This window comes from Flavobacterium sasangense DSM 21067 (genome assembly GCF_000686885.1).
In the GTDB taxonomy this organism is placed as follows: Bacteria; Bacteroidota; Bacteroidia; order Flavobacteriales; family Flavobacteriaceae; genus Flavobacterium; species Flavobacterium sasangense.
In genome coordinates this window covers 101,032-126,873 of sequence record NZ_JMLU01000008.1, presented here as the reverse complement: position 1 = coordinate 126,873, position 25,842 = coordinate 101,032, and the positions used below count along the sequence as shown (strand labels likewise).

23 protein-coding genes and 1 pseudogene are annotated in these 25,842 nt (G+C 33.5%); 17 read left to right on the top strand and 7 right to left on the bottom strand.

Translation table 11 applies throughout. The features are described 5' to 3' along the window. The 3 genes and pseudogenes from BP92_RS0108125 to BP92_RS0108110 all read left to right on the top strand — a co-directional run. Positions 1 to 287, top strand: a pseudogene (locus BP92_RS0108125) (hypothetical protein); the annotation flags it as partial. A 191-nt stretch (positions 288 to 478) separates the two neighbouring features. Then, positions 479 to 1,582 (top strand): DNA-processing protein DprA, encoded by a 1,104-nt coding sequence (dprA, locus tag BP92_RS0108120; protein ID WP_026725605.1) that lies wholly within the window; start codon positions 479 to 481, stop codon positions 1,580 to 1,582. A gap of 280 nt (positions 1,583 to 1,862) precedes the next feature. Continuing rightward, the gene (locus BP92_RS0108110) at positions 1,863 to 2,510 is read left to right on the top strand and encodes a hypothetical protein (protein ID WP_026725604.1); all 648 of its coding nucleotides are present in this window, start codon (positions 1,863 to 1,865) and stop codon (positions 2,508 to 2,510) included. Positions 2,511 to 2,597: 87 nt separating this feature from the next. On the opposite strand, the gene trpS is transcribed toward BP92_RS0108110, so the two are convergent. Beyond that, a complete protein-coding gene (gene trpS, locus BP92_RS0108105; protein ID WP_026725603.1) occupies positions 2,598 to 3,566 on the bottom strand; it encodes a tryptophan--tRNA ligase in 969 nt (322 codons plus the stop codon). A gap of 129 nt (positions 3,567 to 3,695) precedes the next feature. Between trpS and BP92_RS0108100 the strand changes: the two genes are divergently transcribed. Beyond that, complete coding sequence (locus BP92_RS0108100; RefSeq protein WP_026725602.1) at positions 3,696 to 4,436, top strand: lysophospholipid acyltransferase family protein; 741 nt, start codon at positions 3,696 to 3,698, stop codon at positions 4,434 to 4,436. A 90-nt stretch (positions 4,437 to 4,526) separates the two neighbouring features. Here the strand turns inward: BP92_RS0108100 and BP92_RS16020 are convergent, their stop codons facing one another. The 4 genes from BP92_RS16020 to recA form a co-directional block, all read right to left on the bottom strand. Further along, entirely contained in the window at positions 4,527 to 6,182 is a 1,656-nt protein-coding gene (locus BP92_RS16020; protein ID WP_035693116.1) for a hypothetical protein, read from the bottom strand. Next, on the bottom strand, positions 6,179 to 6,721 hold the full coding sequence (locus BP92_RS0108090) for an RNA polymerase sigma factor (protein ID WP_026725601.1): 543 nt from the start codon (positions 6,719 to 6,721) through the stop codon (positions 6,179 to 6,181). Before BP92_RS0108090 ends, BP92_RS16020 begins: the two co-directional genes overlap by 4 nt. Positions 6,722 to 6,734: 13 nt before the next feature. Next, the gene (locus tag BP92_RS0108085) at positions 6,735 to 7,142 is read right to left on the bottom strand and encodes a hypothetical protein (RefSeq protein WP_026725600.1); all 408 of its coding nucleotides are present in this window, start codon (positions 7,140 to 7,142) and stop codon (positions 6,735 to 6,737) included. 91 nt (positions 7,143 to 7,233) lie between these two features. Continuing rightward, a complete protein-coding gene (gene recA, locus BP92_RS0108080; protein WP_026725599.1) occupies positions 7,234 to 8,238 on the bottom strand; it encodes a recombinase RecA in 1,005 nt (334 codons plus the stop codon). A 216-nt stretch (positions 8,239 to 8,454) separates the two neighbouring features. On the opposite strand from recA, the gene trhO reads away from it, so the two are divergent. The 12 genes from trhO to BP92_RS0108020 all read left to right on the top strand — a co-directional run bounded on the left by trhO (position 8,455) and on the right by BP92_RS0108020 (position 19,479). Further along, entirely contained in the window at positions 8,455 to 9,813 is a 1,359-nt protein-coding gene (gene trhO, locus BP92_RS0108075; RefSeq protein WP_026725598.1) for an oxygen-dependent tRNA uridine(34) hydroxylase TrhO, read from the top strand. Next, positions 9,813 to 11,054 (top strand): peptidase U32 family protein, encoded by a 1,242-nt coding sequence (locus tag BP92_RS0108070; RefSeq protein ID WP_026725597.1) that lies wholly within the window; start codon positions 9,813 to 9,815, stop codon positions 11,052 to 11,054. The genes trhO and BP92_RS0108070 overlap by 1 nt, the downstream gene beginning before the upstream one ends. Continuing rightward, complete coding sequence (locus tag BP92_RS0108065) at positions 11,054 to 11,284, top strand: ferredoxin (protein WP_026725596.1); 231 nt, start codon at positions 11,054 to 11,056, stop codon at positions 11,282 to 11,284. The genes BP92_RS0108070 and BP92_RS0108065 overlap by 1 nt, the downstream gene beginning before the upstream one ends. A gap of 178 nt (positions 11,285 to 11,462) precedes the next feature. Further along, positions 11,463 to 12,626, top strand: coding sequence for a PSP1 domain-containing protein (locus BP92_RS0108060; RefSeq protein ID WP_026725595.1), 1,164 nt, complete (start codon positions 11,463 to 11,465; stop codon positions 12,624 to 12,626). Beyond that, a complete protein-coding gene (locus BP92_RS0108055) occupies positions 12,607 to 13,104 on the top strand; it encodes a gliding motility lipoprotein GldH (protein ID WP_026725594.1) in 498 nt (165 codons plus the stop codon). The genes BP92_RS0108060 and BP92_RS0108055 overlap by 20 nt, the downstream gene beginning before the upstream one ends. 1 nt (position 13,105) lies before the next feature. Then, entirely contained in the window at positions 13,106 to 15,397 is a 2,292-nt protein-coding gene (locus tag BP92_RS0108050; RefSeq protein WP_026725593.1) for a penicillin-binding protein 1A, read from the top strand. An 18-nt stretch (positions 15,398 to 15,415) separates the two neighbouring features. Continuing rightward, positions 15,416 to 16,114, top strand: a complete 699-nt coding sequence (locus tag BP92_RS0108045; RefSeq protein WP_026725592.1) for a CoA transferase subunit A — start codon at positions 15,416 to 15,418, stop codon at positions 16,112 to 16,114. Positions 16,115 to 16,155: 41 nt separating this feature from the next. After that, the gene (locus tag BP92_RS0108040) at positions 16,156 to 16,812 is read left to right on the top strand and encodes a CoA transferase subunit B (RefSeq protein ID WP_026725591.1); all 657 of its coding nucleotides are present in this window, start codon (positions 16,156 to 16,158) and stop codon (positions 16,810 to 16,812) included. Between the two features lie 99 nt (positions 16,813 to 16,911). Beyond that, the gene (locus BP92_RS0108035) at positions 16,912 to 17,280 is read left to right on the top strand and encodes a four helix bundle protein (protein ID WP_026725590.1); all 369 of its coding nucleotides are present in this window, start codon (positions 16,912 to 16,914) and stop codon (positions 17,278 to 17,280) included. A 136-nt stretch (positions 17,281 to 17,416) separates the two neighbouring features. Continuing rightward, on the top strand, positions 17,417 to 18,580 hold the full coding sequence (locus BP92_RS0108030; RefSeq protein ID WP_026725589.1) for a class I SAM-dependent rRNA methyltransferase: 1,164 nt from the start codon (positions 17,417 to 17,419) through the stop codon (positions 18,578 to 18,580). Positions 18,581 to 18,589: 9 nt separating this feature from the next. Next, positions 18,590 to 19,042, top strand: a complete 453-nt coding sequence (locus BP92_RS0108025; protein ID WP_026725588.1) for a hypothetical protein — start codon at positions 18,590 to 18,592, stop codon at positions 19,040 to 19,042. Then, a complete protein-coding gene (locus BP92_RS0108020) occupies positions 19,042 to 19,479 on the top strand; it encodes a hypothetical protein (RefSeq protein ID WP_026725587.1) in 438 nt (145 codons plus the stop codon). Before BP92_RS0108025 ends, BP92_RS0108020 begins: the two co-directional genes overlap by 1 nt. A gap of 64 nt (positions 19,480 to 19,543) precedes the next feature. On the opposite strand, the gene BP92_RS0108015 is transcribed toward BP92_RS0108020, so the two are convergent. Both BP92_RS0108015 and BP92_RS0108010 read right to left on the bottom strand, forming a co-directional pair. After that, positions 19,544 to 21,145, bottom strand: a complete 1,602-nt coding sequence (locus BP92_RS0108015; protein ID WP_026725586.1) for a fumarate hydratase — start codon at positions 21,143 to 21,145, stop codon at positions 19,544 to 19,546. 77 nt (positions 21,146 to 21,222) lie between these two features. Further along, positions 21,223 to 22,662 carry a nucleoside recognition domain-containing protein gene (locus BP92_RS0108010; RefSeq protein ID WP_026725585.1) on the bottom strand — a complete coding sequence of 480 codons (1,440 nt, stop codon included), beginning with the start codon at positions 22,660 to 22,662 and terminating at the stop codon, positions 21,223 to 21,225. Positions 22,663 to 22,859: 197 nt separating this feature from the next. Here BP92_RS0108010 and BP92_RS16750 point away from each other — a divergent pair, with 197 nt between their 5' ends. After that, positions 22,860 to 25,820 (top strand): S8 family serine peptidase, encoded by a 2,961-nt coding sequence (locus BP92_RS16750; protein ID WP_051604429.1) that lies wholly within the window; start codon positions 22,860 to 22,862, stop codon positions 25,818 to 25,820. The last annotated feature ends 22 nt before the right edge of the window (positions 25,821 to 25,842 follow it).

Sequence of the window (25,842 nt, the reverse complement as noted above, 5' to 3'; positions counted from 1 at the left end):
CCTATAAAAAACATGGTATAAAAATGAAAAGTTATGTAGCTGTTCAAAAGAAATTATTAACAATGATTTATTATTTATGGAACAAAAATGAACCTTATGATGATAACTATAAAATAAATATCCAAGAAGAGGAGCAAAAGTTATCCTCTCGGGCATGTGGCTTCGTAGAAGACAAAATAGAAAAAAATAGCCCCAAACAAGTTGAGGCTACACAAGGTAAACATCCAGTGAATAATCGCAAGAAGCTTCCTCTCGGTGTAACAAAGTTAAAAAAAATAACAACATAAATTTGCAATTAAAGATAGTACCTAGTTAGGTTTTCATTTTCTTTCTTGGTCTTTGTTTTCTATGTAAAATGGAATGTCTTGTGCGGTTAAGATAATTTTCTATGTTTCTATGTGGTAAAAACCTTTGGATTATTCTTAAAAACTACTATTTTTGTTCTTCAATTATACGCCAAATAAATTTTATACACGCCATGACACAGTCAGAATTATACCACACGCTTGCGCTCATGCAAGTGGAAGGAGTAGGAGATGTAATCGCAAAAAAACTCCTCCAACATTGCGGAAACGCAGTAGAAGTCTTCGCTTCAAAGAAATCCCAACTTCAAAAAATTGACGGCATTGGTTCGGTTGTAATTAAAAATTTACAAGACAAATCGGTATTTGCAAAAGCGGAAGCCGAACTCCAATTTCTTGCACAAGAAAATATTTCCACTACTTATTTTCAAGAAGAAAATTATCCCGAACGATTAAAACATTGCTACGATAGTCCCGTACTTTTATTCCAAGTTGGAAATATCGATTTACAAAACCAAAGAATCATCAGTATTGTTGGAACGCGTCAAATCACCACATATGGTATGGAATTTACTAAGAAATTGATTGAAGAAATTTCACCATTAAATCCAATAATTGTTAGTGGCTTTGCTTATGGCGTTGATATTTTCGCGCATCAAATGGCAATGGATTGTGGTTTGCAAACCATCGGTGTTTTAGCACACGGATTGAATCAAATTTATCCTAAAACACACAAAAAGTACATGGCTAAAATGGAACAAAACGGCGGCTTTTTAACCGAATTTTGGAGCACCAGCAATCCCGATAAAGAAAATTTCATCAAACGAAATCGTATTGTGGCTGGGATAAGCGAAGCTACCATCGTAATTGAAAGTGCTGAAAGAGGCGGTTCATTAGTCACGGCTAATTTAGCTAACGATTATAATAGAGATGTTTTTGCAGTTCCAGGAAGAACCACGGATAAGTACAGTCAAGGTTGCAACAATTTGATTAAAACACAACGCGCGAATTTACTCACTTCGGCAGCTGATTTGGTCTATATTTTGAATTGGGAATTGCAACGCGAATCTCAAAAAGTAGTACAAAAGCAATTGTTCGTTACCTTAACCGATGAAGAACAAATCATTTACGATTACCTTCAAAAAACAGGAAAAGAAATGATGGACATCATCGCATTAGAATGTGATTTTCCGATTTATCGCATTTCTTCTATTTTGTTAAATATGGAATTAAAAGGAGTGATTCGTCCTTTGCCAGGTAAAATGTTTGAGGTGGTTTAAACGTTTTCTTGTCAAGCTGAACTTGTTTCAGCTTCTTGATAATTTGAAATGATTAGATCCTGAAACGAGTTCAGGATGACAGAAGTTTAGTTTATAAAAAATAATATCAGATAGTTTGTCAAGCTGAACTTGTTTCAGCTTCTTGTTTATGTATGGAGATTCCGAAACAAGTTCGGAATGACAAGAAGACGTCTAGAGTTATTATTTGGAAATTTGAACTCGTTTCAGCTTCTCTAAATTTTTTGGCTTATTTTTTGATTGAAATTCCTAAATTTAAAACATGAAAAAAGCACTTAGCATCATAACGATAGTTTTATTTTTCTTCTCTTGCTTCGAGAAAGAAAAAACCTATGAAGAATTAGAAGCAGAAGTTTTATGTGATGTGTTGCCGGAAGTGATACCCGAGATTGGTAGTTTATTTATTCCTCCACCTCCACCACCGCCTGATAGTCTTCAAAATGAAAACTATAAAATTTCTTCTGATGAAGAATTTTTTAAATTAGTAAATGAAGAAAAAGAGAAAATAAAAAAGTTAGCTAAGCAAAAAAATAAATATAGAATTGGAATAATTGACACTTTGAGAGGAATTGATTTCACTTATTACGAAAATGAGTTTGCAAAACATTTTAATGATTTTAAACCAATTTTTGATTCACTTGATTTAAGGCAAGTAAATAAAAATGAAGTTAAAAATTCAACTTTATTAATTAATCTTTATGGTTCAGAATTTTTACCTCATATTACAAGTAATCATAATCATAATGAACATACCATAGTTTCAATTTCAAGAGTAGTTATCAATGATAAAAAAAACAAAGCATTTTTTAATTTAACTAAAGGAGGTTGTATTCCATATACTTTTAAAATAATTTCTATTAGAAAAAATAACAAATGGATTTTAAAAGGAATAATTAAGGATGATTATTAGATATTGATCGAACTTCCACTTAATAAAAAACCTCAAAATTTAGACATCTAAACTTTGAGGTTTTTCTTTATTTAAAGTTGAGTTTTCTTAGTAACCCAACTTCTCTCTCACTCTTTTCAAAACACCATTTGCTACAGCACTTGCTTTTGCGGCACCTTCCAATAATAATTTATCTACTTCTTCTAAGTTATTGCTGTAGTAATTGTATTTTTCTCTTTCGGTTTTGAATTTCTCAACGATTAATTCAAATAAAGCTTGTTTGGCGTGACCATAGCCGTAATTTCCTGCTTCGTATTTGGCACGTAAATCGGCAACTTGTTCAGTAGAACCTAATAATTTGTATAATGCAAACACGTTACAGGTATCTGGATTTTTTGGTTCTTCAAGCGGTGTGCTGTCGGTTTCAATGGACTTGATTTGTTTTAGTAACGCTTTATCATCTAAAAAGATATTGATAAAATTATTTCTCGATTTACTCATTTTTTGCCCGTCTGTTCCCGGAATAATCATGATTTGCTCATCGATTTTCGCTTCAGGTAATACAAACGTTTCACCCATTTGGTGATTAAACCTCGAAGCTACATCACGCGTAATTTCTAAATGTTGCAATTGGTCTTTTCCAACAGGAACAAAGTTGGCATCGTATAATAAAATATCTGCTGCCATTAACATCGGATATGAGAATAATCCCGCATTAACATCATCTAATCTATCGGCTTTATCTTTGAAAGAATGCGCTAATGTTAAACGTTGGAATGGAAAAAAGCAACTCAAATACCAAGAAAGCTCTGTGGTTTGAGGCACATCAGATTGGCGGTAAAAAACCACACGATTTGTATCTAAACCACACGCCAGCCATGCCGCCGCAACACTATACGTATTTTGTCTTAATTCTGCTCCATTTTTGATTTGCGTAATCGAATGCAAATCGGCAATAAAAAGAAAAGACTCGTTATCAGGATTGTTTGCCATTTGAATAGCAGGAATAATTGCTCCTAATAAATTACCTAAGTGTGGTGTTCCTGTACTTTGAACTCCGGTTAAGATTTTTGCCATTGTTGTTTTTTAACGCTATGCGTTGCTAAGTTGTTATTTAGAATTGCAAATGTAAAGTAAAAACAGAAAAGTAAAAAGAGATAGGTTTTATATAAATGATTACTTTTGGAAATCAAATAATCACGCTTAATGAAATTTTTAAAATATCCGCTTACATTATTATATCGCATTTGGTTTTACATTTTGGTTTTAGTTCCAATTATTGTTTTGTTTCCATTTATTTTGGCTACGATCTTAAGCGAAAAGACCTATCCATTATTTTTTAAAATTGCGAGGTTATGGTCTAAGATTATTTTAATTGGAATGGGATTTAATTATTCTATCGAAGGCGATGAAGTTTTTGAAGATGGCAAAAGTTATATGCTAGTTGCTAATCATACTTCCATGACCGATATTATGTTGATGTTGATTGCGGTTAAAAATCACCCTTTTGTTTTTGTAGGAAAGAAAGAATTGGCTAAGATTCCACTATTTGGATTTATCTATAAACGTGTTTGTATTTTGGTTGATAGAAGTAGTAGTAAAAGTCGCTATGCGGTTTTTGAACGTGCGCAAAAAAGAATTCACCAAGGATTGAGCATTTGTATTTTTCCAGAAGGCGGTGTTCCAGAAGAGCATATTGTTTTAGACGAATTCAAAGACGGAGCTTTCAGAATTGCTTTAGAACACGGATTACCTATTGTTCCAATGGTTTTTTTCGATAACAAAAAACGTTTTTCTTATACTTTTTTCAGTGGAAGTCCAGGAAAAATGCGTGCTAAAATTTATCCGATAATTGAAACCAAAGGAAAAACCTTAGAAGATAAAAATGCTCTGAAACAACAAGTAAGAGAAATTATTTTACAACCTTTATTGGAGGATTTAAAATAAAAAAGTCCAAACGCATTTGGACTTTCTCAGTTTCATTTTAACTAGAAAAGAAACAACTTAACTAAAAATTTTAAGCTTAACCAACAAAGCTTAAAAACTAAAACTAACTCCGGTATATAAACCGATAAAATAAGGCTTGAAGTTACCAGAGTTTTCACTAAAAGTATTGATTTGGTATTTAAACATAGGTTGGAAATTGGCATTAAAGCTTTTCCAAAAATTATATTTAAAACCCAAACCGACATTACTACTAAAATGTATATTGTTTAGATTATTTGCCTTTCCTACATTCATTTCCATTCCGTCAGTAACTAGTAAAACAGTATTGTTATTTAAAAACAAGGTACTCATCCCTCCAATTACTTCTATTCCAAATTTTTTGTCTAGTAATTTATAACTTAATTCAACAGGTACTTCAATATAGTTTATATCTTGTTTTAAAGCACCAATGTTTTCTTGAGTGAAGTTTTCTACATCCTCATTTAAACTATTTTGATTGCTGTTTTTAGAATAAAAATTCATGTTATTTCCCTGTGCATTTCTTGTGATTGCTTCTACATTATTACTAGCAGAAGTAGCACTTAGTTTACTTTCATAAACAACATCATTTGTATTATAACTAAATAGAATATTATTTATTCCCGTTCTAATACTTACTTTATTAGAAATGCTGTAAATTCCTGTTACACCATAACTGTAAGTGGTTGAGTAGTTTTTACTATTCGTTTCAAATTCTTGATCTAAAGACGAACCTTCAGCTAAAGAATTGAAATAAACAGGCGATGCGTTTGTGCTTATCGCCCATTTATCTCTTTTTTTCTTTTCTTTTTCATCTTCATTTTTCCCAGCCTCTTTTTCTTTGAGCAATACTTCTAGGGAATTAATTTCTGGAGAAATTTCAGCCACTAGCGTACTATCGTTATTAATGATGTCTTCAACAGAAGTTAATATAACACTTCCCGTGTCAATAGTTTTTTCTGTTAGAGAATCATTAGTTGTATTTACGTAATTTGTTATGGTTTCAGTTTTATCAAAAAAAGAATTTATTTTGTCAGAATCTATGGTCTCTTTTTTAGATTTAATGTTCTTTGTTTTTTTGTTTGAAACTAATTTAGTTGTTTTATAATTTTCAGTATCAGCAATTAGATTGTAGTTATCGTTATTTTTAATTGATGATTTACTTCTTTTTGTTTTGTTAGTTTTAGAGTTAGAAACAACTGTATTATTTGACTCTTTTATATTGTTGTTAAATCGTTTTTTGTTTCCAGATAAATTAATATTATTGTTTTTTTTGCTTGAACGAGTATTTTGATTTTCGTTCGAAACCACTTTAGTATTCGATTTTTCTAGATTTATTAAATTAGAATCAAATTGCTTTTTATTATTTTCTGAAGAATTAGTTTGATTTTCTTTTATTGTATTTTGATTGTTTTCGTTGTCTGATGAAATTTTATTTTTTTCTGAATTTCCACGAGTAGTATTTTCTTTATCAACGCCAACGACTGTTTTATTATTATTTAGTATGATTTCATTGTCCTCTGATTGAAAATTCCAAATTAGCGTTCCAATAATTAACAATGAAGCAGCAATTCCGGATACTTGAAACCAAAACGGTACAATTCTTTTTTTCTTTTTCTTCTCATTTAATTTAGAAGCAATTGAATCCCAAGATCCTTGAGGCGGAATAGCTTCAAAGTCTTTGAATTTTTCTTGGAATAAACGTTCTATATTTTTTTGCTCTTTCATTTTGTCTTCTTAATTGAATAGCTATTATTCAATTCAATTTTTTGTTTTAAAATTGCTTTCGCGCGGGCTAGATTAGATTTTGATGTTCCAATAGTAATACCCAACATTTCTGCTATTTCTTTATGCGAATAATCATCAATCACATATAAATTAAAAACCAATCTGTAGCGGTCTGGTAATTCTTGAATTATCTTAGTTAAAAACTCTAAGCTTACATTTTCATCGTCAATTTCAACTTCTTCTTCAACAGCAATTTTTTCAGATATTATTTCAAATATTTTTTGATTTCGATATTGTTGTAAAACATAATTAATTACTATACGTTTTGCCCAACCTTCAAATGATCCTGTATTTTTAAATTGACCAATTTTCTCAAAAATTACTAAAAAACTTTCTTGTAAATTATCTTGAGCTTCTTCATAGTTACGCGAATACTTCAAACACACAGCAAACAACTTCGGCGCTAATAATTTATAAAGTTGCTCTTGCGATTTGATATTATTCTTAGTACATTCATGTATGAGTTGCTCGATTATCAAAAGCTTATTTTTTTTAAATTACAGGTATTTCATATTCCAAGAAAATATCTTGCCCGTTACTATCTTTACCTTGCCAAAACTTAAATATGTAGCTTCCATTATTAGTTACATGAAATTCTAAATTTTCTTCAACTAACACATCAGTCAATGGTTCACAATTGTTTTGATTAAAAACAATATTTTGCACCGCAATAGTTCGTATGTTTAAATCTTTCTCATAATAAAAGCCATCAAAGGCGTGACAAGTAGTAGGTCTGTAGTATCTTACAACAATATTATAGGTTTCTCCTAACTCAAATTCTGTCGGAATTTCAACAGAAGCAACGGGTAATAATACATACTGAAAATCATCACCATTGTCATCCATGTTACATGAGTTAAATAAAAACAAAACACTTAACAGTAATACAAATTTCTTCATTTTGATTTCTTCTTTAATTGTTAGATTCAAATTTTTTTAAAAGGTTGCGTTAAATTACAAAAAAAATCACGCTCAAGGCGTGATTTAATTTTTAAGCGTTATTTTCTTTGATAAGCTCTTTAATTTTTTGTTCTAGTTCGTCCATTAATTCTGGATTGTCTTTGATTAATGCTTTTACAGCATCTCGACCTTGACCTAATTTCGTTTCTCCGTAACTAAACCAAGAACCACTTTTTTTGATGATTTCAAATTCTACAGCTAAGTCTAAAACTTCACCTACTTTTGAAATTCCTTCACCATACATAATATCAAATTCTGCTGTTCTAAAAGGTGGTGCTACTTTATTTTTTACAATTTTAACTTTAGTTCTGTTACCAATAACGTTTTCACCATCTTTAATTTGAGTTGATTTACGAATATCAATACGAACCGAAGCATAAAATTTCAAGGCATTTCCTCCAGTTGTAGTTTCTGGACTTCCAAACATTACCCCAATCTTATCACGTAATTGGTTAATGAAGAAAACCGTACAATTGGTTTTGTGAATAGTTCCTGTTAATTTTCTCAACGCTTGCGACATTAAACGTGCGTGTAATCCCATTTTAGAATCACCCATGTCGCCTTCAATTTCGCTTTTTGGCGTTAAAGCAGCAACCGAGTCAATTACTACAACATCAACCGCTCCTGAACGAATTAAACTTTCAGCAATTTCTAATGCTTGTTCACCATTATCAGGTTGTGAAATAATTAAATTGTCGATATCAACCCCTAATTTTTCAGCATAAAAACGGTCAAATGCATGTTCTGCATCAATAAATGCTGCAATTCCTCCTGCTTTTTGAGCTTCAGCTATGGCGTGTAATGTTAACGTAGTTTTACCTGACGATTCTGGTCCGTAGATTTCTATGATTCTACCTCTTGGATATCCATTTACTCCAAGCGCTAAATCAACACCTAACGAACCTGTAGGAATAGCTTCTACTTCTTCAACAGCGCTATCACCTAGTTTCATTACGGTTCCTTTTCCGTATGTTTTGTCAAGTTTGTCTAATGTTAGTTGTAAGGCTTTTAATTTTGCTTCTTTGTCTGAACTCATAATATTTGGCTTTAAATTGATTACAATTCTTTTTTTGTAAAAATACAGCTTTTTTCAATTGTGCCAAAAATTGTTAATATGTTTTCCAATTCATTTAAAGATTTGATTTTTAATCAATTTTATTACCTTTGTGCCCGAATTCTTCCATTTAGAATTCTTAACATATTTCTGTACAGACGTGATTAATCGCGTCTCTAACCTTAAAACGTTTATAGCATGCAACTGTATAACACCTTAAGCGCAGAAGAAAGAGCTCAGTTAATTGATGAGGCAGGAAAACAACGTCTTACATTATCTTTCTATGCGTATGCCAAAATTGAAGATCCCAAAAAATTTCGCGACGATTTATTTATCGAATGGAACAAACTCGATGCTCTTGGTCGTACCTATGTAGCCAAAGAAGGTATCAATGCTCAAATGTCGGTTCCAGCCGAAAACTTTGAAGCTTTTAGAGAAACTTTAGAAGCATATGATTTTATGCGTGGCATTCGTTTGAATGTTGCCGTAGAACATGACGATCATTCGTTTTTAAAATTAACTGTAAAAGTTCGAGACAAAATTGTAGCCGACGGTTTGAACGACGAAACTTTTGATGTAACCAATATCGGAGTGCATTTAAAAGCGAAAGAATTCAATCAAATTTTAGAAGATCCAAACACTATTGTTGTTGATTTTAGAAACCATTACGAAAGTGAAATCGGTCATTTTAAAGGCGCAATTACACCAGATGTGGAAACTTTTCGTGAATCGTTACCTATTATCAACGAACAATTAAAAGATTTCAAAGAAGATAAAAACTTGGTGATGTATTGCACCGGAGGAATTCGTTGCGAGAAAGCATCGGCGTATTTCAAACACCAAGGTTTTAAAAATGTTTTCCAATTAGAAGGAGGAATTATCAATTACGCCAAACAAATCAAAGAAGAAAACTTAGAAAGTAAATTCATCGGAAAGAATTTCGTTTTCGACCACAGATTAGGTGAAAGAATTACCGATGATATCGTTTCACAATGTCACCAATGCGGAAAACCATGCGATAATCACACGAATTGTTTAAACGATGGTTGTCATTTATTATTCATCCAATGTGACGAATGTAAAGCAGCTATGGAAAATTGTTGTTCAACCGAATGTTTAGAAATCACACATTTGCCATTAGCCGAACAAGTGAAACTTCGAAGAGGAAAACAAGTTGGAAATAAAGTTTTCCGCAAAGGAAAATCGGAAAATTTGAAATTCAAGCATTCAGGAGAATTGTCAGACAAACCTTTGGCTGTAGCCGAAAAAACAAAAGACATTCGTCAGAAAATAAAAGTAAAAAAAGTATTGCTTGGTAAAGCCGAACATTATTATGTGAAAGCACAAGTAGGACTTTTCGTTATAGAAAACCAAGAACTTAATGTTGGAGATAGAATTTTAATTTCTGGACCAACAACTGGAAATCAAGAATTGGTTTTAGAAAAAATGTTCGTAAACGGAATAGAAAATTCTTCTGCAAAAGTTGGCGATAAAGTAACCTTCGAAGTGCCTTTTAGAGTAAGATTATCCGATAAGTTATTTAAAATTATCAACTAATGACAACTTCTGGAAGAATAGAATTAATGGCGCCTGCAGGAAATTTCGAATCGATGCAAGCAGCTTTAGATAATGGTTGCGACTCGATTTATTTTGGTGTCGAACAATTAAACATGCGTGCAAGAGCAACAGTAAATTTCGTTTTAGATGATTTACCAGAAATTGCGCGTCGTTGCAACGAAAAAAACGTTAGAACCTATCTAACTTTGAATACCATTATTTACGATCATGATTTATCGATTGTAAAAACGCTTTTAACCAAAGCCAAAGAAGCGGGAATTACAGCTGTAATCGCATCCGACCAAGCGGTGATTATGACAGCTCGTACGATGGGAATAGAAGTGCACATTTCTACCCAATTGAATGTAACTAACATCGAAACCGTAAAATTCTACGCGATGTTTGCCGATACAATTGTGTTGTCACGCGAGTTGAGTCTGCGTCAAGTAAAGAAAATCACAGATGACATTGAAAAAGAGCAAATCAAAGGACCAAGTGGTAATTTAGTAGAAATTGAAATCTTTGGTCACGGTGCTTTGTGTATGGCGGTTTCAGGAAAATGTTATTTGAGTTTACATTCGCATAATTCATCAGCAAATCGTGGTGCTTGCAAACAAAATTGTCGAAAAAAGTATACCGTTATCGACCAAGAATCTGGTTTTGAAATCGAACTTGATAACGAATATATGATGTCGCCAAAAGATTTATGTACGCTAGATTTTCTAGACCAAGTTATCGATTCTGGAATAAAAGTCTTAAAAATTGAAGGTCGAGGACGAGCAGCTGATTATGTAGCAACCGTTATCAAAACGTATCGTGAAGCTATCGATTCTTATTACGAAGGAACGTTTACTAAAGAAAAAATTCAAACTTGGATGGAAGCCTTGGCAACCGTTTACAATCGTGGTTTTTGGAGCGGTTATTATTTGGGACAAAAGTTAGGCGAATGGTCTGATAATCCCGGTTCCAATGCAACTCAGAAAAAAGTATATGTTGGAAAAGGAATGCATTATTTCCCCAAATCAAGCATCGCCGAATTCAAAATCGAAGCTTACGACATAAAAAAAGGAGATAAGATTTTAATTACAGGTCCGTCAACCGGTGCGCAAGAATTAATTTTAGAAGATTTCTTTGTGAATGATGTCACTTCTGAAAAAGCAACTAAGGGAGATAGTTGTACTTTAAAAGTGCCGTTCCGTATTCGTTTATCGGACAAAATGTATAAAATTGTAGAAAACTAATGGTCGTTGTTACGCTTCAAAGAGACAAATGCATTGGTTGCAATTATTGTGTAGAAATGGCACCCGCACAATTTCAAATGTCCAAAAAAGACGGAAAATCAGTATTAATTAAATCAGTTGATGCCAAAGGTTTTCACACTTTAAAATCGGCTGACCATACGATTGTTGAAAATTGTGAATTAGCCGCAAAAGCTTGTCCGGTGCACATTATTACTGTAAAAGAAACTTAATTTTTTGTTTTACAATACTATATGAAAACCTATTTCGTTTTATAATGAGATAGGTTTTTTCTTTTTGGTTAACTTCGATATTGATTTTTGAAAGTTTCCATAAAAAATCAATATCTTTACGCTCAAAAACATTTTAGAAACGTAGTCCAACAAACGGACAATCAACATATATTCAACTATGGCATGTACAAACTGTTCCACGGGTGCTAAAGACGGCACACCAAAAGGATGTAATAATAACGGGACTTGCGGCACCGATAGCTGCAACAAACTTTCGGTTTTCGATTGGTTATCAAACATGACGTTGCCAGGTGGTCAAGAACCATTTGATGCGGCCGAAATTCGTTTTAAAAATGGTAGAAAAGAATTTTTTAGAAATACAGAAAAACTAACTTTGGCTATTGGAGATATCGTCGCTACTGAAGCATCTCCAGGACACGATATCGGAATTGTGACTTTAACAGGCGAATTGGTAAAAATTCAAATGAAAAAGAAAGGCGAAAATCCCGATAAAGAATTAGCTAAAATTTACAGAAAAGCATCACAACGCGATATCGATATTTGGACAGAAGCTCGAAATAAGGAAGAAGCCGTTCGTATGCGCGCCAGAGAAATCGCTATTCATTTGAAATTAGAAATGAAAATTTCGGATGTTGAATTTCAAGGAGATGGCTCTAAAGCAACGTTTTATTATACTGCAAATGACCGTGTAGATTTCCGTCAATTAATTAAAGAATTTGCACAAGAATTCAAGATTAGAATCGAGATGAAACAAGTAGGTTTCCGTCAAGAAGCCGCTCGTTTGGGAGGAATTGGTTCTTGCGGAAGAGAATTGTGTTGTTCAACGTGGTTAACCGATTTTAGAAGTGTGAATACTTCGGCAGCACGTTACCAACAGTTATCTTTAAATCCACAAAAACTAGCCGGACAATGTGGTAAATTAAAATGTTGTTTGAATTATGAATTAGATACCTATTTGGATGCATTGAAAGATATGCCCGATATGGATACGAAATTATATACCGAAAAAGGCGATGCATATTGCCAGAAAATCGATATTTTCAAAGAAATCATGTGGTTTTCTTATGCTAATGCTCCAGCACATTGGTTGGTTTTACCTGTTGCAAAAGTAAAAGAAATTGTAGCGATTAATAAGAAAAAAGAACATGTAGCAGCATTGGAAGATTATGTAGTGGAAACTGTTCAAGAAGTAGAGAAAAAATTCGAAAATGTGGTAGGACAAGACAGTTTAACACGTTTTGATCAACCTAAGAAAAAGAACAACAATAAAAACAAAAAACGTAAACCATCAAATTTCAAAAATGTTCCTAAAAAAGACTAAATTTATTGGGTTAATGCTATTCACTGTGCTTTTTTTCTCTTGCGATGAAAAGCAATTTTTCAGTGAATACAAAGAGTTAGGCGGTTCTTGGAAAAAATCAGACACCTTGCGTTTCGCATTTGAGCAGAAAGACACGGTGAATCCGTATCATTTATTTTTAAATGTGAGAAACAACAATGATTATCCTTTCAATAACATGTATTTGATTGTTACTATGAAAGAGCCAGGGAAAAAACCAACCATTAAAGTAGATACATTAGAGTATTTAATGGCAAACCCAGATGGAACTCTATTAGGCGAAGGTTTTTCAGATGTGAAGGAAAGTAAGTTGTGGTATTTGAAGAATTTCAAATTTAGTAGAGCAGGAAAATATAATGTTGAGGTAGTTCAGGCGGTGAGAGAGACAGGAAAAGTTGATGGAGTGTCAGAACTGAATGGAATTACAGAATTAGGATTAAGAATTGAAAAAATAAAATAGTATGGCTACCAAAAAAGCAAATACAAACGATTTTTCAGAGTATAAAAGAAAATTTTGGCAATTATTTGCCTACGGATTTTTAGGAGTAATTTTGTTATTCCTTTTTGCATCATGGGGATTTTTCGGAAAAATGCCTTCATTTGACGATTTAGAAAATCCAGATTCAAATGTAGCAACCGAAATTATTTCTTCGGATGGAGTGGTTATTGGAAAATTCTTTAAAGAAAACAGAACACCTGTAAAATATGAAGAATTACCACAACATTTAGTAAAAGCGTTAGTTGCCACAGAAGATGAGCGTTTCTACGAACATTCAGGAATTGATGCCAAAGGAACTTTACGTGCAGTTGTTCGATTAGGTAGAGATGGAGGAGCAAGTACACTTACTCAACAATTAGCTAAAAACTTATTCCATGGTGAAGGTTCAAAATTTATTTTATTTAGGGTAATTCAAAAAGTAAAAGAATGGATTATTGCAATCCGTTTGGAACGTCAATATACAAAACAAGAAATCATTGCGCTATACTTAAATCAAGTAGATTTTGTAAATGGAGCGGTTGGAATTCGTTCAGCAGCAAAAATTTATATGAACAAAGAACCAAAAGATTTAACTATTGAAGAAGGTGCTTTATTTGTGGGGATGTTAAAAAATCCATCTTTATATAATCCAAATCGTAAAAAAAGAGCCAAATTAGTTTTAGACCGAAGAAATACGGTTTTAGGACAAATGGTGAAAAATGGCGTAATTTCTGAAGCTAAAAAAGAAGAACTAAGAAAACTTCCAATTAAATTAGATTTTAGACCGGAAAGTCATTCCGAAGGAAGTGCTACTTACTTTAGAGAATATTTAAGAGATTACATGAAAAAATGGGTAAAAGACCATTTAAAACCAGACGGAACCGAATATGATTTGTATCGTGATGGTCTAAAAATCTATACGACTATCGATTCCAAAATGCAACAATATGCAGAGGAAGCGGTAACCGAGCACTTGAAAAACTTACAAAAAGAATTCTTCATTAATGCAAAAGGAAAAGAAAACGCACCATTCGTAGATATTACTCCAGAGCAAACGCAACAAATCATGATGCAAGCTAAGAAAAATTCTGAGCGTTGGAGAAAAATGGACTTGAATGGAAAATCAGAAGAAGAAATTCTAAAATCTTTTGATGTGCCTGCAAAAATGAAAATCTTTACCTATGAAGGTGAAAAAGATACTATCATGAAACCAACAGATTCCATTATTTACTACAAGCACATGTTGCAAACAGGTATGATGGCTATGGAACCAAGAAGTGGTCATATCAAAGCTTGGGTAGGAGGAGTTAATTACAAATATTTCCAATACGATCACGTTGGGCAAGGAGCAAGACAAGTAGGTTCTACTTTTAAACCATTCTTGTATGCAACAGCTATTGAACAATTAGGTATGTCGCCTTGTGATTCTATTATTGATAGTTATTTCACTATGCCAAAAGGCAAATGGGGAATCGATGCTGATTGGTCTCCAAAAAATTCCGACGGCAATTACAGAGGAACCATTACATTACAAAAAGCATTAGCGAACTCAATTAATACGGTTTCAGCTAAATTAATTGATAGAGTAGGGCCAAAAGCAGTTGTGGATATGGCGAAAGAATTAGGAGTTACTTCTGATATTCCAGAGCAACCTTCTATTGCATTAGGTGCTGTTGATATTACTGTGGAACAGATGGTTGGTGCTATGAGTACATTTGCCAATCAAGGGGTATATGTAAAACCAACATTTATCATCAAAATTGAAGATAAAAACGGAGTGGTTATTGACCAACCAGTGCCAGTTACAAAAGATGTCGTGAATAAAGATGTCGCTTATGCCGTTGTAAAATTAATGGAAGGAGTTACCAGTTCAGGAACAGGAGCGCGATTGAAATATGGTGGCGGTGGTTTCATCCAATACGATTATAGTTTTGGAAATCCAATTGCAGGAAAGACAGGAACTTCTCAAAATAATTCCGATGGATGGTTTATCGGAATGGTGCCAAATCTTGCCACTGGAGTTTGGGTTGGAAACGAAGACCGAGCTGCCCATTTTAGAGCAACAAGACTTGGTCAAGGAGCTACAATGGCATTACCTATTTGGGGGATTTTCATGAAAAAATGTTATGCAGACAGCGATTTAGATGTATCCAAAGAACCTTTTGAAAAACCAGAAAATTTATCTATCAAAGTAGATTGTTGGACACCTAAAAAAGTAGTGGATTCAACAGCTGTGCCAACAGATGAACCTAGTATGGATGAATTCGGATTATAAACAACAACAAACCAAAATATGATTTCTAGAAAAGTTAATAACGTACAAGAAGCATTAGAAGGAATTCAAGACGGACAAACCATCATGTTAGGTGGTTTTGGTCTTTGTGGAATTCCTGAAAACAGTATTGCTGAATTAGTTCGTAAAAATGTAACCAATTTAACTTGTATTTCAAATAATGCAGGTGTGGATGATTTCGGATTGGGATTACTATTACAAAAACGCCAAATCAAAAAAATGATTTCTTCTTATGTGGGAGAAAACGCTGAGTTCGAACGCCAAATGCTTTCAGGTGAATTAGAAGTAGAGCTAACGCCTCAAGGAACTTTAGCAGAAAAATGCCGTGCTGCACAAGCCGGAATTCCAGCATTCTTTACCCCAGCAGGTTTTGGAACAGAAGTAGCAGAAGGAAAAGAAACTCGCGAATTCAACGGAAAAATGCACGTAATGGAATTGGCATATAAAGCTGATTTTTCAATCGTAAAAGCATGGAAAGGTGACGAAGCAGGAAATCTTATTTTCAAAGGAACAGCTCGTAATTTCAACGCTTGTATGGCAGGTGCTGCAAAAATCACTATTGCTGAGGTAGAAGAATTAGTACCAGCAGGAACTTTAAATCCAAACGAAATTCACATTCCTGGAATTATGGTAAACCGTATTTTCCAAGGGGAGAAATTTGAGAAAAGAATTGAGCAAAGAACAGTTCGTCAAAAGTAATCAGTGTTCAGTTTTTAGTGTTCAGTAAAAAAGAAAGAATTATGTTATCAAAAGAAGATATAGCAAAAAGAATAGCACAAGAGGTGAAAGACGGTTACTATGTAAACTTAGGAATCGGAATCCCAACTTTAGTTGCCAATTATGTTCGCACCGATATTTCAGTTGAATTTCAATCGGAAAATGGAGTATTAGGTATGGGACCTTTCCCTTTTGAAGGAGAAGAAGATGCGGATATCATCAACGCAGGTAAACAAACGATTACAACTTTACCAGGAGCAAGTTTCTTTGATTCGGCTTTTAGTTTCGGAATGATTCGTGCGCAAAAAGTAGATTTAACGATTTTAGGAGCGATGGAAGTTTCTGAAAACGGAGACATTGCCAACTGGAAAATCCCAGGAAAAATGGTAAAAGGAATGGGTGGCGCTATGGATTTAGTAGCTTCGGCAGAAAATATTATAGTAGCCATGATGCACGTAAATAAAGCAGGAGAATCGAAAATCTTGAAAAAATGTACGCTTCCTTTAACCGGTGTTGGTTGTGTGAAAAAAGTCGTTACAGAATTAGCGGTTTTAGAAATCACACCAAAAGGATTCAAATTGTTAGAACGTGCGCCAGGTGTTTCAGTAGAAGACATTATCAAAGCAACAGAAGCAGATTTAATCATTGAAGGAGAAATCCCAGAAATGAAAATCGATTAGCCAATGAGGCAATTAGTCAATGTGTCAATTTGCTTAACTATAGTTCAATTGACACATTGGCACATTATAAAATCGACACATTAAACAAATATATAAGCCATGATAACATTTCAAGAAAAGTACAAAAACAATTTAATTCTTTTAAAATCATTTGAATTTGCTAAAAAAGTAGTTCAATACACAGAAAAATTAGAAGAAGATAGAAAGTATGTAATCGCCAATCAACTATTAAAATCAGGAACTTCAATAGGAGCAAACATCAAAGAAGCTCAAAATTCTGAAAGTAAAGCTGACTTCATTCATAAAATGAAAATTGCAATGAAAGAAGCCGATGAAACCGAGTTTTGGTTATTCCTTTGTAATGAGTTGGAAAATTATCCAAATTCAGAAGAATTACTAAATGAGGTTTTTGACATATTAAAAATTACAAATAAAATCATTTCAACCACTAAAAAAATGAGCCAATGAGGCAATAAGCCAATGTGACAATAAGAGAATGTGTCAATTAGTTGATGAATCAATAATAAGAATTGGCACATTGACACATTTTCAAATTGACTAATTAAATTGGCACATTGACACATTTTCAAATTGACACATTAATATGTTCCCAAAAGTAATTTTAAAATCAGGTAAAGAAAAATCAATTCAACGTCGTCATCCTTGGATTTTTAGTGGTGCGGTTTACGGTGTGAGTCGTGTAATTAACGATGGCGAAATGGTTGATGTAGTCGATTCGAAAAACAATCATTTAGGAACTGGATATTTCAGCGACAAAGGAAGTATTGTAGTTCGTATTTTGACGTTTGGCGATGAAACTTTTTCTGAGAATTTTTGGGCAGCCAAACTACAATCGGCTTGGTATTTACGTACCCAAATATTGGATTTTGAAGTTACGAATGCTTTTCGTGTCATTCACGGAGAAGGAGATGGAATTTCGGGATTAATTATTGATTATTACGATAAAAATTGGGTAATTCAAGCGCATTCTACTGGAGTTTTTCTTCAAATGGAACAAATTGCAGAAGCTATAAAATCGAATTTTTCGGAGTATTGCGAAACTATTTATTGCAAAAGTTCTGGAACTTTACCCAATACAGGAACTGATTATTTCTTATTCGGAAATAAAGTAGAAGCAGTTGCGAAAGAGAACAACATTTTGTTTTCGGTAAATTGGGTTGAAGGTCAAAAAACAGGTTTTTTCTTAGACCAACGCGAAAACCGAAAATTACTAGGCGAATTTTCAAAAGGCAAAAAAGTACTAAACACCTTTTGCTACACAGGCGGATTTTCAATTTACGCAATGAGTGCTGGAGCTGAATTGGTAACTTCGGTAGATATTTCTCAAAAAGCTGTGGATTTAGCAGCAAGCAATATGGAATTAAATTTCCCAAACGCCAATCATAAAGCAGTTGCCGATGATGTATTCAACTTCATGAAAGAGAATCATCAAATTTATGATGTAATTGTCTTAGATCCACCCGCATTTGCTAAAAGCATCAAAAGCAAACACACGGCAACACAAGCTTACAAACGTTTAAACATTGCAGGTTTAAAAGCTTTAGCTCCAAACGGAATTTTATTCACCTTTTCTTGTTCGCAAGTTATTGACGATGTTTTGTTCTACAACACCGTTGCCGCAGCAGCCATAGAAACCGGAAGAAACATAAGAGTTTTACACAAATTAGAACAAGGTCCCGATCACCCAACGAACATTTACCATCCAGAAGGTCATTATTTGAAAGGATTGGTGTTGTTTGTGGAGTAGTTCTTAGTTATGAATATATTTGATAGAATAAAATACAAGCTTTCAACAAGTATTAGATTTGTTGCCTTACTAAGTTTGATTTTGCAATTAATTATATTGAGTTTTATTTTTTTTGGCAAAATAGAGGCTACAGTTTTTATTTTTATTTTTTATCTTTTTTTCATTGTTATTGGCATCAGTAGATATGTTGAGCTTACATCTAAAAATTTCAAAGAAGTAGTATTTAATTTGTTTTATCTGATAAATTGTTTCCCACTTATTTTTATTGTTTTGTTCGTCTCAATTCATGTGTTGGAACAAACAAATATGCCTAAAGAAGAAAATATTGATGCAAATCAAATAGAACTCAAAGTCATTGATAAAAACAATGAAGAAAGAATTAAAAGTCCCAATGAGATTGATTATGACATAAAAAATAAGAAGTTAGAAGACAGCATAATTGAAGTAAAAATTTCGGAATAATGTTCAAAAAATCACAAATCATAAAAACCACTCTTTCAAAAGAAGAAATGATTGCAATTCTTCAAGCTAAGGTTGAAAATTTTCTCCGTGATAATTCTAAATTTGATTTTGAAGGTAATGTAAATTTGAGCGGAGAAATTAACATTAAACCAACCTTTGATTACGGTCCAAGAGAACAATTTCGTCCTGAAATATCAGGAAAAATTCATGGCAATCAAATGGATTTAGAGTTTCAGTTGAGTGCAATGATAAAAAAAGTTTTGTGGATTATTATTTTGATAGAACCTCTTTTTATAGGCTTTGTTTATTTCAAAACACAAGATAAACAAGTATTATTGTTTTTCCCTTTTTTGATTGTTTTTATGGTCATTTTTAAATTTACATTTGACAGTAAAGTCAAAAAGGCAATAACGTTATTAGAATCTTATTTTAAATAAAAAACCTGCAAGTCTTTCAACTCACAGGTTCCTTTTTTCTTGCTTCTTTTCTTTTTGTTCTAAACTAAAGATTCATAAAGAAATCATTCCCTTTATCATCGGTAATAATAAAAGCAGGGAAATCTTTCACTTCAATTTTTCTTACGGCTTCCATTCCTAATTCTGGGAAATCTACCACTTCAACCGATAAGATGTTTTCTTTGGCTAAAATCGCAGCAGGGCCTCCAATCGAACCTAAATAGAATCCGCCGTGTTTTTTACAAGCGTTCATTACGTCTTTGCTTCGGTTTCCTTTGGCTAACATAATCATGCTTCCACCAGCCGCTTGGAATTCGTCTACATAAACGTCCATTCTTCCTGCGGTGGTTGGTCCAAAACTTCCTGATGGCATTCCGTCTGGAGTTTTTGCTGGACCAGCGTAATATACTGGGTGATTTTTGAAATATTCTGGCATTGGTTTTCCAGCGTCTAACAATTCTTTGATTTTTGCATGTGCAATATCACGAGCCACAATCAAAGTTCCGTTTAATTTTAAACGCGTTTTGATTGGATATTTTGATAATTCTGCTAAAATTTCTGGCATTGGTTTGTTTAAATCAATTTCTACTGCTGGCTCTAAATGAGGTGCTGTTTCAGGTAAAAACTGAGCAGGATTCGTTTCCAATTGCTCTAAGAAAATACCATCTTTCGTGATTTTTCCTTTGATATTTCTATCTGCCGAACAAGAAACTCCCATTCCTACTGGACAAGATGCAGCATGACGCGGTAAACGAATGACACGAACATCATGCGTTAAATATTTTCCACCAAATTGGGCTCCAATTTGACTTTCTTGACAAATGATTTGCACTCTTTTTTCCCATTCTAAATCGCGAAACGCTTGACCTGACATATTTCCAGAAGTTGGTAAATGGTCATAATATCCTGCCGAAGCTTTTTTCACCGCAGCTAAATTCGCTTCCGCAGAAGTTCCACCGATAACAATAGCTAAGTGATACGGTGGACAAGCCGCTGTTCCTAAATCCATAATGCGCTCACGAACAAATTCGTCTAACGATTTTTCATTTAACAGCGATTTTGTCTTTTGATATAAAAACGTTTTGTTTGCCGAACCACCACCTTTTGTTAAAAATAAGAACTCATACGAATTTCCTTTTTTTGCATAAATGTCGATTTGTGCTGGTAAGTTCGAACCCGAGTTTTTTTCTTCAAACATCGAAATCGGAACAATTTGCGAGTAGCGAAGATTTTTATTTTGGTACGTATTGTAAATTCCTTTTGACAACCATTCGCCATCATCAACTCCTGTGTAAACGTTTTCACCTTTTTTGGCAACCACAATGGCTGTTCCAGTATCTTGACAAGAAGGCAATTGACCTTCTACAGCTACAGCAGCGTTTTGTAATAAATTATAAGCCACAAAACGGTCGTTGTCTGTTGCTTCTGGGTCTTCGATAATGTTTCTTAGTTTTTGTAAATGTGCCGAACGCAACATAAACGAAACGTCGTCCATAGCTTCTTGTGCTAATAATTCTAATCCTTTTGGATCCACCACTAAGATTTCTCTATCGCCAAGTTGCTCAACTTTTACGTAATCAGAAGTTAATTTTTTGTAGTGTGTATCGTCTTTTAAAATTGGATACGGGTCTTGATATAAAAAGTCCATTTTGTGTATGTTTTGAAAGGTAAAGTTACGGATTTTTGATGGGAATGAGAAAATGAATTTTGGTTATTTACTATACTTTAAAAAAACCAACTCGCCACAAAAATCGCCGTAATTACACAGATTAAATCCACTAAAAGCATCATTCCCAAGGTGTAACGCGTATTTTTTACGTTGATACTTCCAAAATAAACCGCAATTACATAGAAAGTGGTTTCGGCACTACATTGGAAAATACAGCTTAGTCTTCCGGTTAATGAATCGGGTCCAAATTGCTTCATCGCATCAATCATAAATCCTCGTGATCCACCAGAACTAAAAGGACGCAACATCGCCACAGGAAGCGAATCAGTGATTTCTTTAGCTACTCCAAGATGTGCAAATAAAAAGGAAATTCCGTTGGCAATAATTTCAAACAAGCCACTGTTTCTAAATAAGGAAATCGCTACTAACATTCCCATAACATAAGGAAAAATGGTAACTCCGGTTTTTAATCCGTTGTTCGCTCCCGCTACAAAAGTGTCGAAAATAGTCGTTTTTTGTTCTACGAATTTCTTCTCTTGAATAAAGGAAAATATCAAAGTTCCACCAATGATTAATATCAAAAGTAGTCCCGAAAGATTAGAAGTGAAGTAATTTTTTCCAATTAAATCCAAACTGTTTACGTAGAATAATAATCCCACAATCGCTCCGATAACTCCCATTAAAGCCGCTAATAAAGAAGCACTTTTGAAGTTTACTTTTTGTTTGATTCCCACTAAAATAAAAGCGGCAATAGTTCCAACAAAAGAAGTAATAATACAAGGTAACATTACATCGGCTGGATTTGCTGCGTGTTCAGCTGCGCGATAACCAATAATGGATGTTGGGATTAATGTTAAACCAGCAGCATGCAAACACATGAACATGATTTGGGCATCACTTGCTCTATCTTTATCTGGATTTAATTCTTGTAAACTTTGCATCGCTTTTAATCCAAACGGAGTTGCGGCTGAATCCAATCCTAAGAAGTTGGCAGAAAAATTCAATGTCATATAGGAAATCGATTCGTGATTTTTAGGAATTGAAGGAAAAACTTTTGCAAACAACGGACTTAATCTTTTTGCCAATCTTTCCGATGCTCCAGAAATGATTAGCAATTCCATTATTCCGCAGAAAAAAGATAAATAAGCGATTAAAGGTAAAATCAAATCAAACAAACTGCTTTTGGTCATTGGCAATAATCCATCTGCTTTTTGTTTTCCGCTGTAGATTTTTACAGTTTGATTGTTGTAAATATAAGTTGTGTCTGCATCCTTTTCATTTTTATTGATAATGAATGTTTTGTCTTCCGCTTTTTGGACACTATCTTGAACAAATTTCGGAACTTCTTTTAAATATTTTTCACCTATTAAAAGAGGTTCGCCTTGTTTCCCGTTCAAAACATAATCAATAGAATAATATTGCGATGAAAACAATCCGAATACAATAAAAAAGATAGACGATATAAATATTACTAACCAAAATCTACTTAAAACCATACAATGCTATTTTTTCGTAAATGTAGTATATCTTAACTTTTAAAGAAAATTTTATTTTTATTAGATAAAAATTCATAAATAATATATATTCAAGTTGTTATGTTTTAGAAAAAAGTTTATTTTTTTAAAACATTTTTTTAAGATTGTGAAAAAATTATATATTTGTTTTATTAAATAACACTAAACAGCCCCAAAAAATGAAAAAACAACAACTATTCGCTTCTTTCTTTGCGTTTTTTTGTACATTTTCTTTTTCCCAAACAAAAGAAGATGTTGCTAAAATCACAAAAGATTATGATGTAGAAAAAATCCAACAGAAAATTACCTACTTTCAAAAGTTGGAAGAAACAGAAAGAGCTAAAGCTATAGAAGTAGCAAATAAAAACGGTTGGCCAATATTCATTAAAGGTGAAAATGGTTCGTTCCAAGAGTTAATGAAATTAACGCCTGATGGTTTTCCTATTTATTACGCAACAACAAATGTAGCTGCTGCAAGATCAACAAGAGCTAATTTTTTAAATACTGGTGGTGGATTAGGATTAACCTTAGACGGACAAGGCATGGTAGCTCGTGTATGGGACGGAGGTACAGTGCGTAGATCTCATAGTGGATTTGGAGGCAGAGTAACAACAGTTGACGATGTTTCAGGAACAACATATAGCGACCATGGAACGCATGTTACAGGTACAATTCTTGCATTACCTTGGAATGCTGGCTCAGCTGGTGTTAAAGGAATGGCAACATTAGCAACTGCAAGAACATTTTATTGGGATAATGATGAATCAGAAGCATTATCTGAAGTTTTAGGTGGAATGTTGATTTCCAATCATTCGTATGGTGTGCCTATTACAAGCGGAACAACTTCTTTGCCTGCATGGTACATCGGGGCATACACAGATGCTGCACAAGGATGGGATGAAATTGCCTATTTATCTCCTTATTATTTAGCTGTTATGTCTGCTGGAAATGATGGGGGTAATAATAATAATACAAATCCAATAGCTGCAGGTTATGATAAATTAACTGGAAATAAGACATCAAAAAACACTTTAATTGTTGCTAATGCAAATGATGCTGTTATTAATGCAGACGGATCTTTATCAAGTGTTTCTATTAATGCATCTAGTAGTCAAGGACCAACTGATGATAGAAGAATTAAACCAGATATTACAGGTAATGGTACTGGTTTGACCTCAACTATTTCTACTAGTAATACGGCAACAGCTTCTTACTCAGGAACTTCAATGGCAAGTCCAAATGTTGCAGGAACCTTATTACTGGTTCAACAACACAATAAAAACCTAACCAATAGTTTTATGAAGTCGGCTACTTTAAGAGGGTTGGCATGTCATACAGCAGATGATGCTGGAAACGTAGGACCAGATGCTAAATTTGGTTGGGGTTTGTTAAATGCTAAAAAAGCAGTCGAAACGATAACAGGGAACGGATTAACATCTTGGGTTTCAGAAAACAATTTAACTCAAGGTCAAACATTTACTATGACTGTTAAATCAACTGGAGGCGCTTCAAATCCTTTAGTAGCTTCTATAACTTGGACTGATTTACCAGGAACAGCTAATAATGGTACTTTAGGAGATAATTATGCGGTGCCAGTTTTAGTTAATGATTTAGATATTAGAGTAACCAAAGATGGAACAACTACTTTTTATCCATGGAAATTACAATCAAGTCCAACTGCTTTAGCGGTGAGAACAGGAGATAATAATGTTGATAATATTGAAGTAGTTAGAATTGATACACCAGCGGCTGGTGATTATGTAATCACAGTTACTCATAAAGGGACTTTAGTTACAGGAGCTCAAAATTATTCATTAGTAGTTACTGGAATTACATCCAATTTTGCATTAATTTCTAAATCGGATGATTTAATCGTTTGTTCTAATCAAAATGCTGTATATACATTTGATTATAAACAATCGGGTAGCATGACAACGACTTTTTCAGCTGTTGGATTACCATCAGGTGCAACAGCTACATTTAACCCTTCATCATTAAGTGCTAATGGAACAGTAACGATGACAGTTTCTGGATTGGCGTCTGTTCAACCAGGAAATTACACAGTTGGAATTACAGGCTCAAATGGAACGGAAGTAGAAACAAGATTTAAGCAATTAAAAATTTATTCTCCTACCTTTCAACCAACAGTCTTAACTTCTCCTGCAACTGGACAGAATAGCGTTGCTACATCTGTTTTCTTCAACTGGAATTCTGATATAAATGTTGAAACTTACAATTTACAAGTATCTACTCAGTCTAATTTTGCTTCATTAATTTCAGATGTGAATACGGTAGAAAATAGTTACTTAGTAACAGGTTTGACTCCTGAAACTACTTATTATTGGAGAGTTGTTCCATCGAATCGTTGTGGGACAGCAGTAGCATCTTCGGCGACAGTAAATAACTTTAGAACAGGAATTGTAACTTGTGGAAATACATTTACAGCAACAGATTTTACTAATGCTACTATAGGTGCAACAGCAAATAGTATAGCTACTATTCCAATTGTTGTTACTGGAGGTTTAACTATTGGAGATATTAATGTTTCAATCGACATTACACACACATACATTCAAGATATGAAATATTATTTGGAAGGTCCTGCAGCTATAGGAAGTCCAATAATTACTTTATTTGATGAGCCTTGTGGCGATAATGATGATATCATTTGCACATTAGATGATGCAGGTGTTAATTTTACATGTGGAACAGGAATCCCTTCCATTACAGGAACAGTTAAGCCTGTAGGTTATTTAACAACTCTAAATAATTTATCTGCAGATGGAACTTGGATTTTAAGAGTAGTTGACTCCTACAATGGAGACAGTGGTATTATTAATGCGGTTTCATTATCGATTTGTAATATTGCACAATCTTTAAATACACCAACTAATGCTTTAGCTGAAATTAAAGTATATCCAAATCCAGCAAAAGGGGTTGTTAATATTGATTTAGCTGCAGACACTTTTGGAGAATCTACTTTTGTTATGTACGATGTGCAAGGAAGACAAGTTATTAGTAAAAAATCTTCAAACGCCATTGAAGTATTAAATATTGAAAATCTATCGGAAGGAATTTATATGTTAACCATTGAAAATGATTTAGGAAAAACTACTAGAAAAGTAGTGGTTAATAAATAATTTATTTAGAGTTATAAAAAGG

Bases quoted from the DNA above. Each gene is read 5' to 3' on its own strand.
- dprA (WP_026725605.1), top strand. From the start codon at position 479: ATGACACAGTCAGAATTATACCACACGCTTGCGCTCATGCAAGTGGAA.
- BP92_RS0108110 (WP_026725604.1), top strand. From the start codon at position 1,863: ATGAAAAAAGCACTTAGCATCATAACGATAGTTTTATTTTTCTTCTCT.
- trpS (WP_026725603.1), bottom strand. From the start codon at position 3,566: ATGGCAAAAATCTTAACCGGAGTTCAAAGTACAGGAACACCACACTTA.
- BP92_RS0108100 (WP_026725602.1), top strand. From the start codon at position 3,696: ATGAAATTTTTAAAATATCCGCTTACATTATTATATCGCATTTGGTTT.
- BP92_RS16020 (WP_035693116.1), bottom strand. From the start codon at position 6,182: ATGAAAGAGCAAAAAAATATAGAACGTTTATTCCAAGAAAAATTCAAA.
- BP92_RS0108085 (WP_026725600.1), bottom strand. From the start codon at position 7,142: ATGAAGAAATTTGTATTACTGTTAAGTGTTTTGTTTTTATTTAACTCA.
- recA (WP_026725599.1), bottom strand. From the start codon at position 8,238: ATGAGTTCAGACAAAGAAGCAAAATTAAAAGCCTTACAACTAACATTA.
- trhO (WP_026725598.1), top strand. From the start codon at position 8,455: ATGCAACTGTATAACACCTTAAGCGCAGAAGAAAGAGCTCAGTTAATT.
- BP92_RS0108070 (WP_026725597.1), top strand. From the start codon at position 9,813: ATGACAACTTCTGGAAGAATAGAATTAATGGCGCCTGCAGGAAATTTC.
- BP92_RS0108065 (WP_026725596.1), top strand. From the start codon at position 11,054: ATGGTCGTTGTTACGCTTCAAAGAGACAAATGCATTGGTTGCAATTAT.
- BP92_RS0108060 (WP_026725595.1), top strand. From the start codon at position 11,463: ATGGCATGTACAAACTGTTCCACGGGTGCTAAAGACGGCACACCAAAA.
- BP92_RS0108055 (WP_026725594.1), top strand. From the start codon at position 12,607: ATGTTCCTAAAAAAGACTAAATTTATTGGGTTAATGCTATTCACTGTG.
- BP92_RS0108050 (WP_026725593.1), top strand. From the start codon at position 13,106: ATGGCTACCAAAAAAGCAAATACAAACGATTTTTCAGAGTATAAAAGA.
- BP92_RS0108045 (WP_026725592.1), top strand. From the start codon at position 15,416: ATGATTTCTAGAAAAGTTAATAACGTACAAGAAGCATTAGAAGGAATT.
- BP92_RS0108040 (WP_026725591.1), top strand. From the start codon at position 16,156: ATGTTATCAAAAGAAGATATAGCAAAAAGAATAGCACAAGAGGTGAAA.
- BP92_RS0108035 (WP_026725590.1), top strand. From the start codon at position 16,912: ATGATAACATTTCAAGAAAAGTACAAAAACAATTTAATTCTTTTAAAA.
- BP92_RS0108030 (WP_026725589.1), top strand. From the start codon at position 17,417: ATGTTCCCAAAAGTAATTTTAAAATCAGGTAAAGAAAAATCAATTCAA.
- BP92_RS0108025 (WP_026725588.1), top strand. From the start codon at position 18,590: ATGAATATATTTGATAGAATAAAATACAAGCTTTCAACAAGTATTAGA.
- BP92_RS0108020 (WP_026725587.1), top strand. From the start codon at position 19,042: ATGTTCAAAAAATCACAAATCATAAAAACCACTCTTTCAAAAGAAGAA.
- BP92_RS0108015 (WP_026725586.1), bottom strand. From the start codon at position 21,145: ATGGACTTTTTATATCAAGACCCGTATCCAATTTTAAAAGACGATACA.
- BP92_RS0108010 (WP_026725585.1), bottom strand. From the start codon at position 22,662: ATGGTTTTAAGTAGATTTTGGTTAGTAATATTTATATCGTCTATCTTT.
- BP92_RS16750 (WP_051604429.1), top strand. From the start codon at position 22,860: ATGAAAAAACAACAACTATTCGCTTCTTTCTTTGCGTTTTTTTGTACA.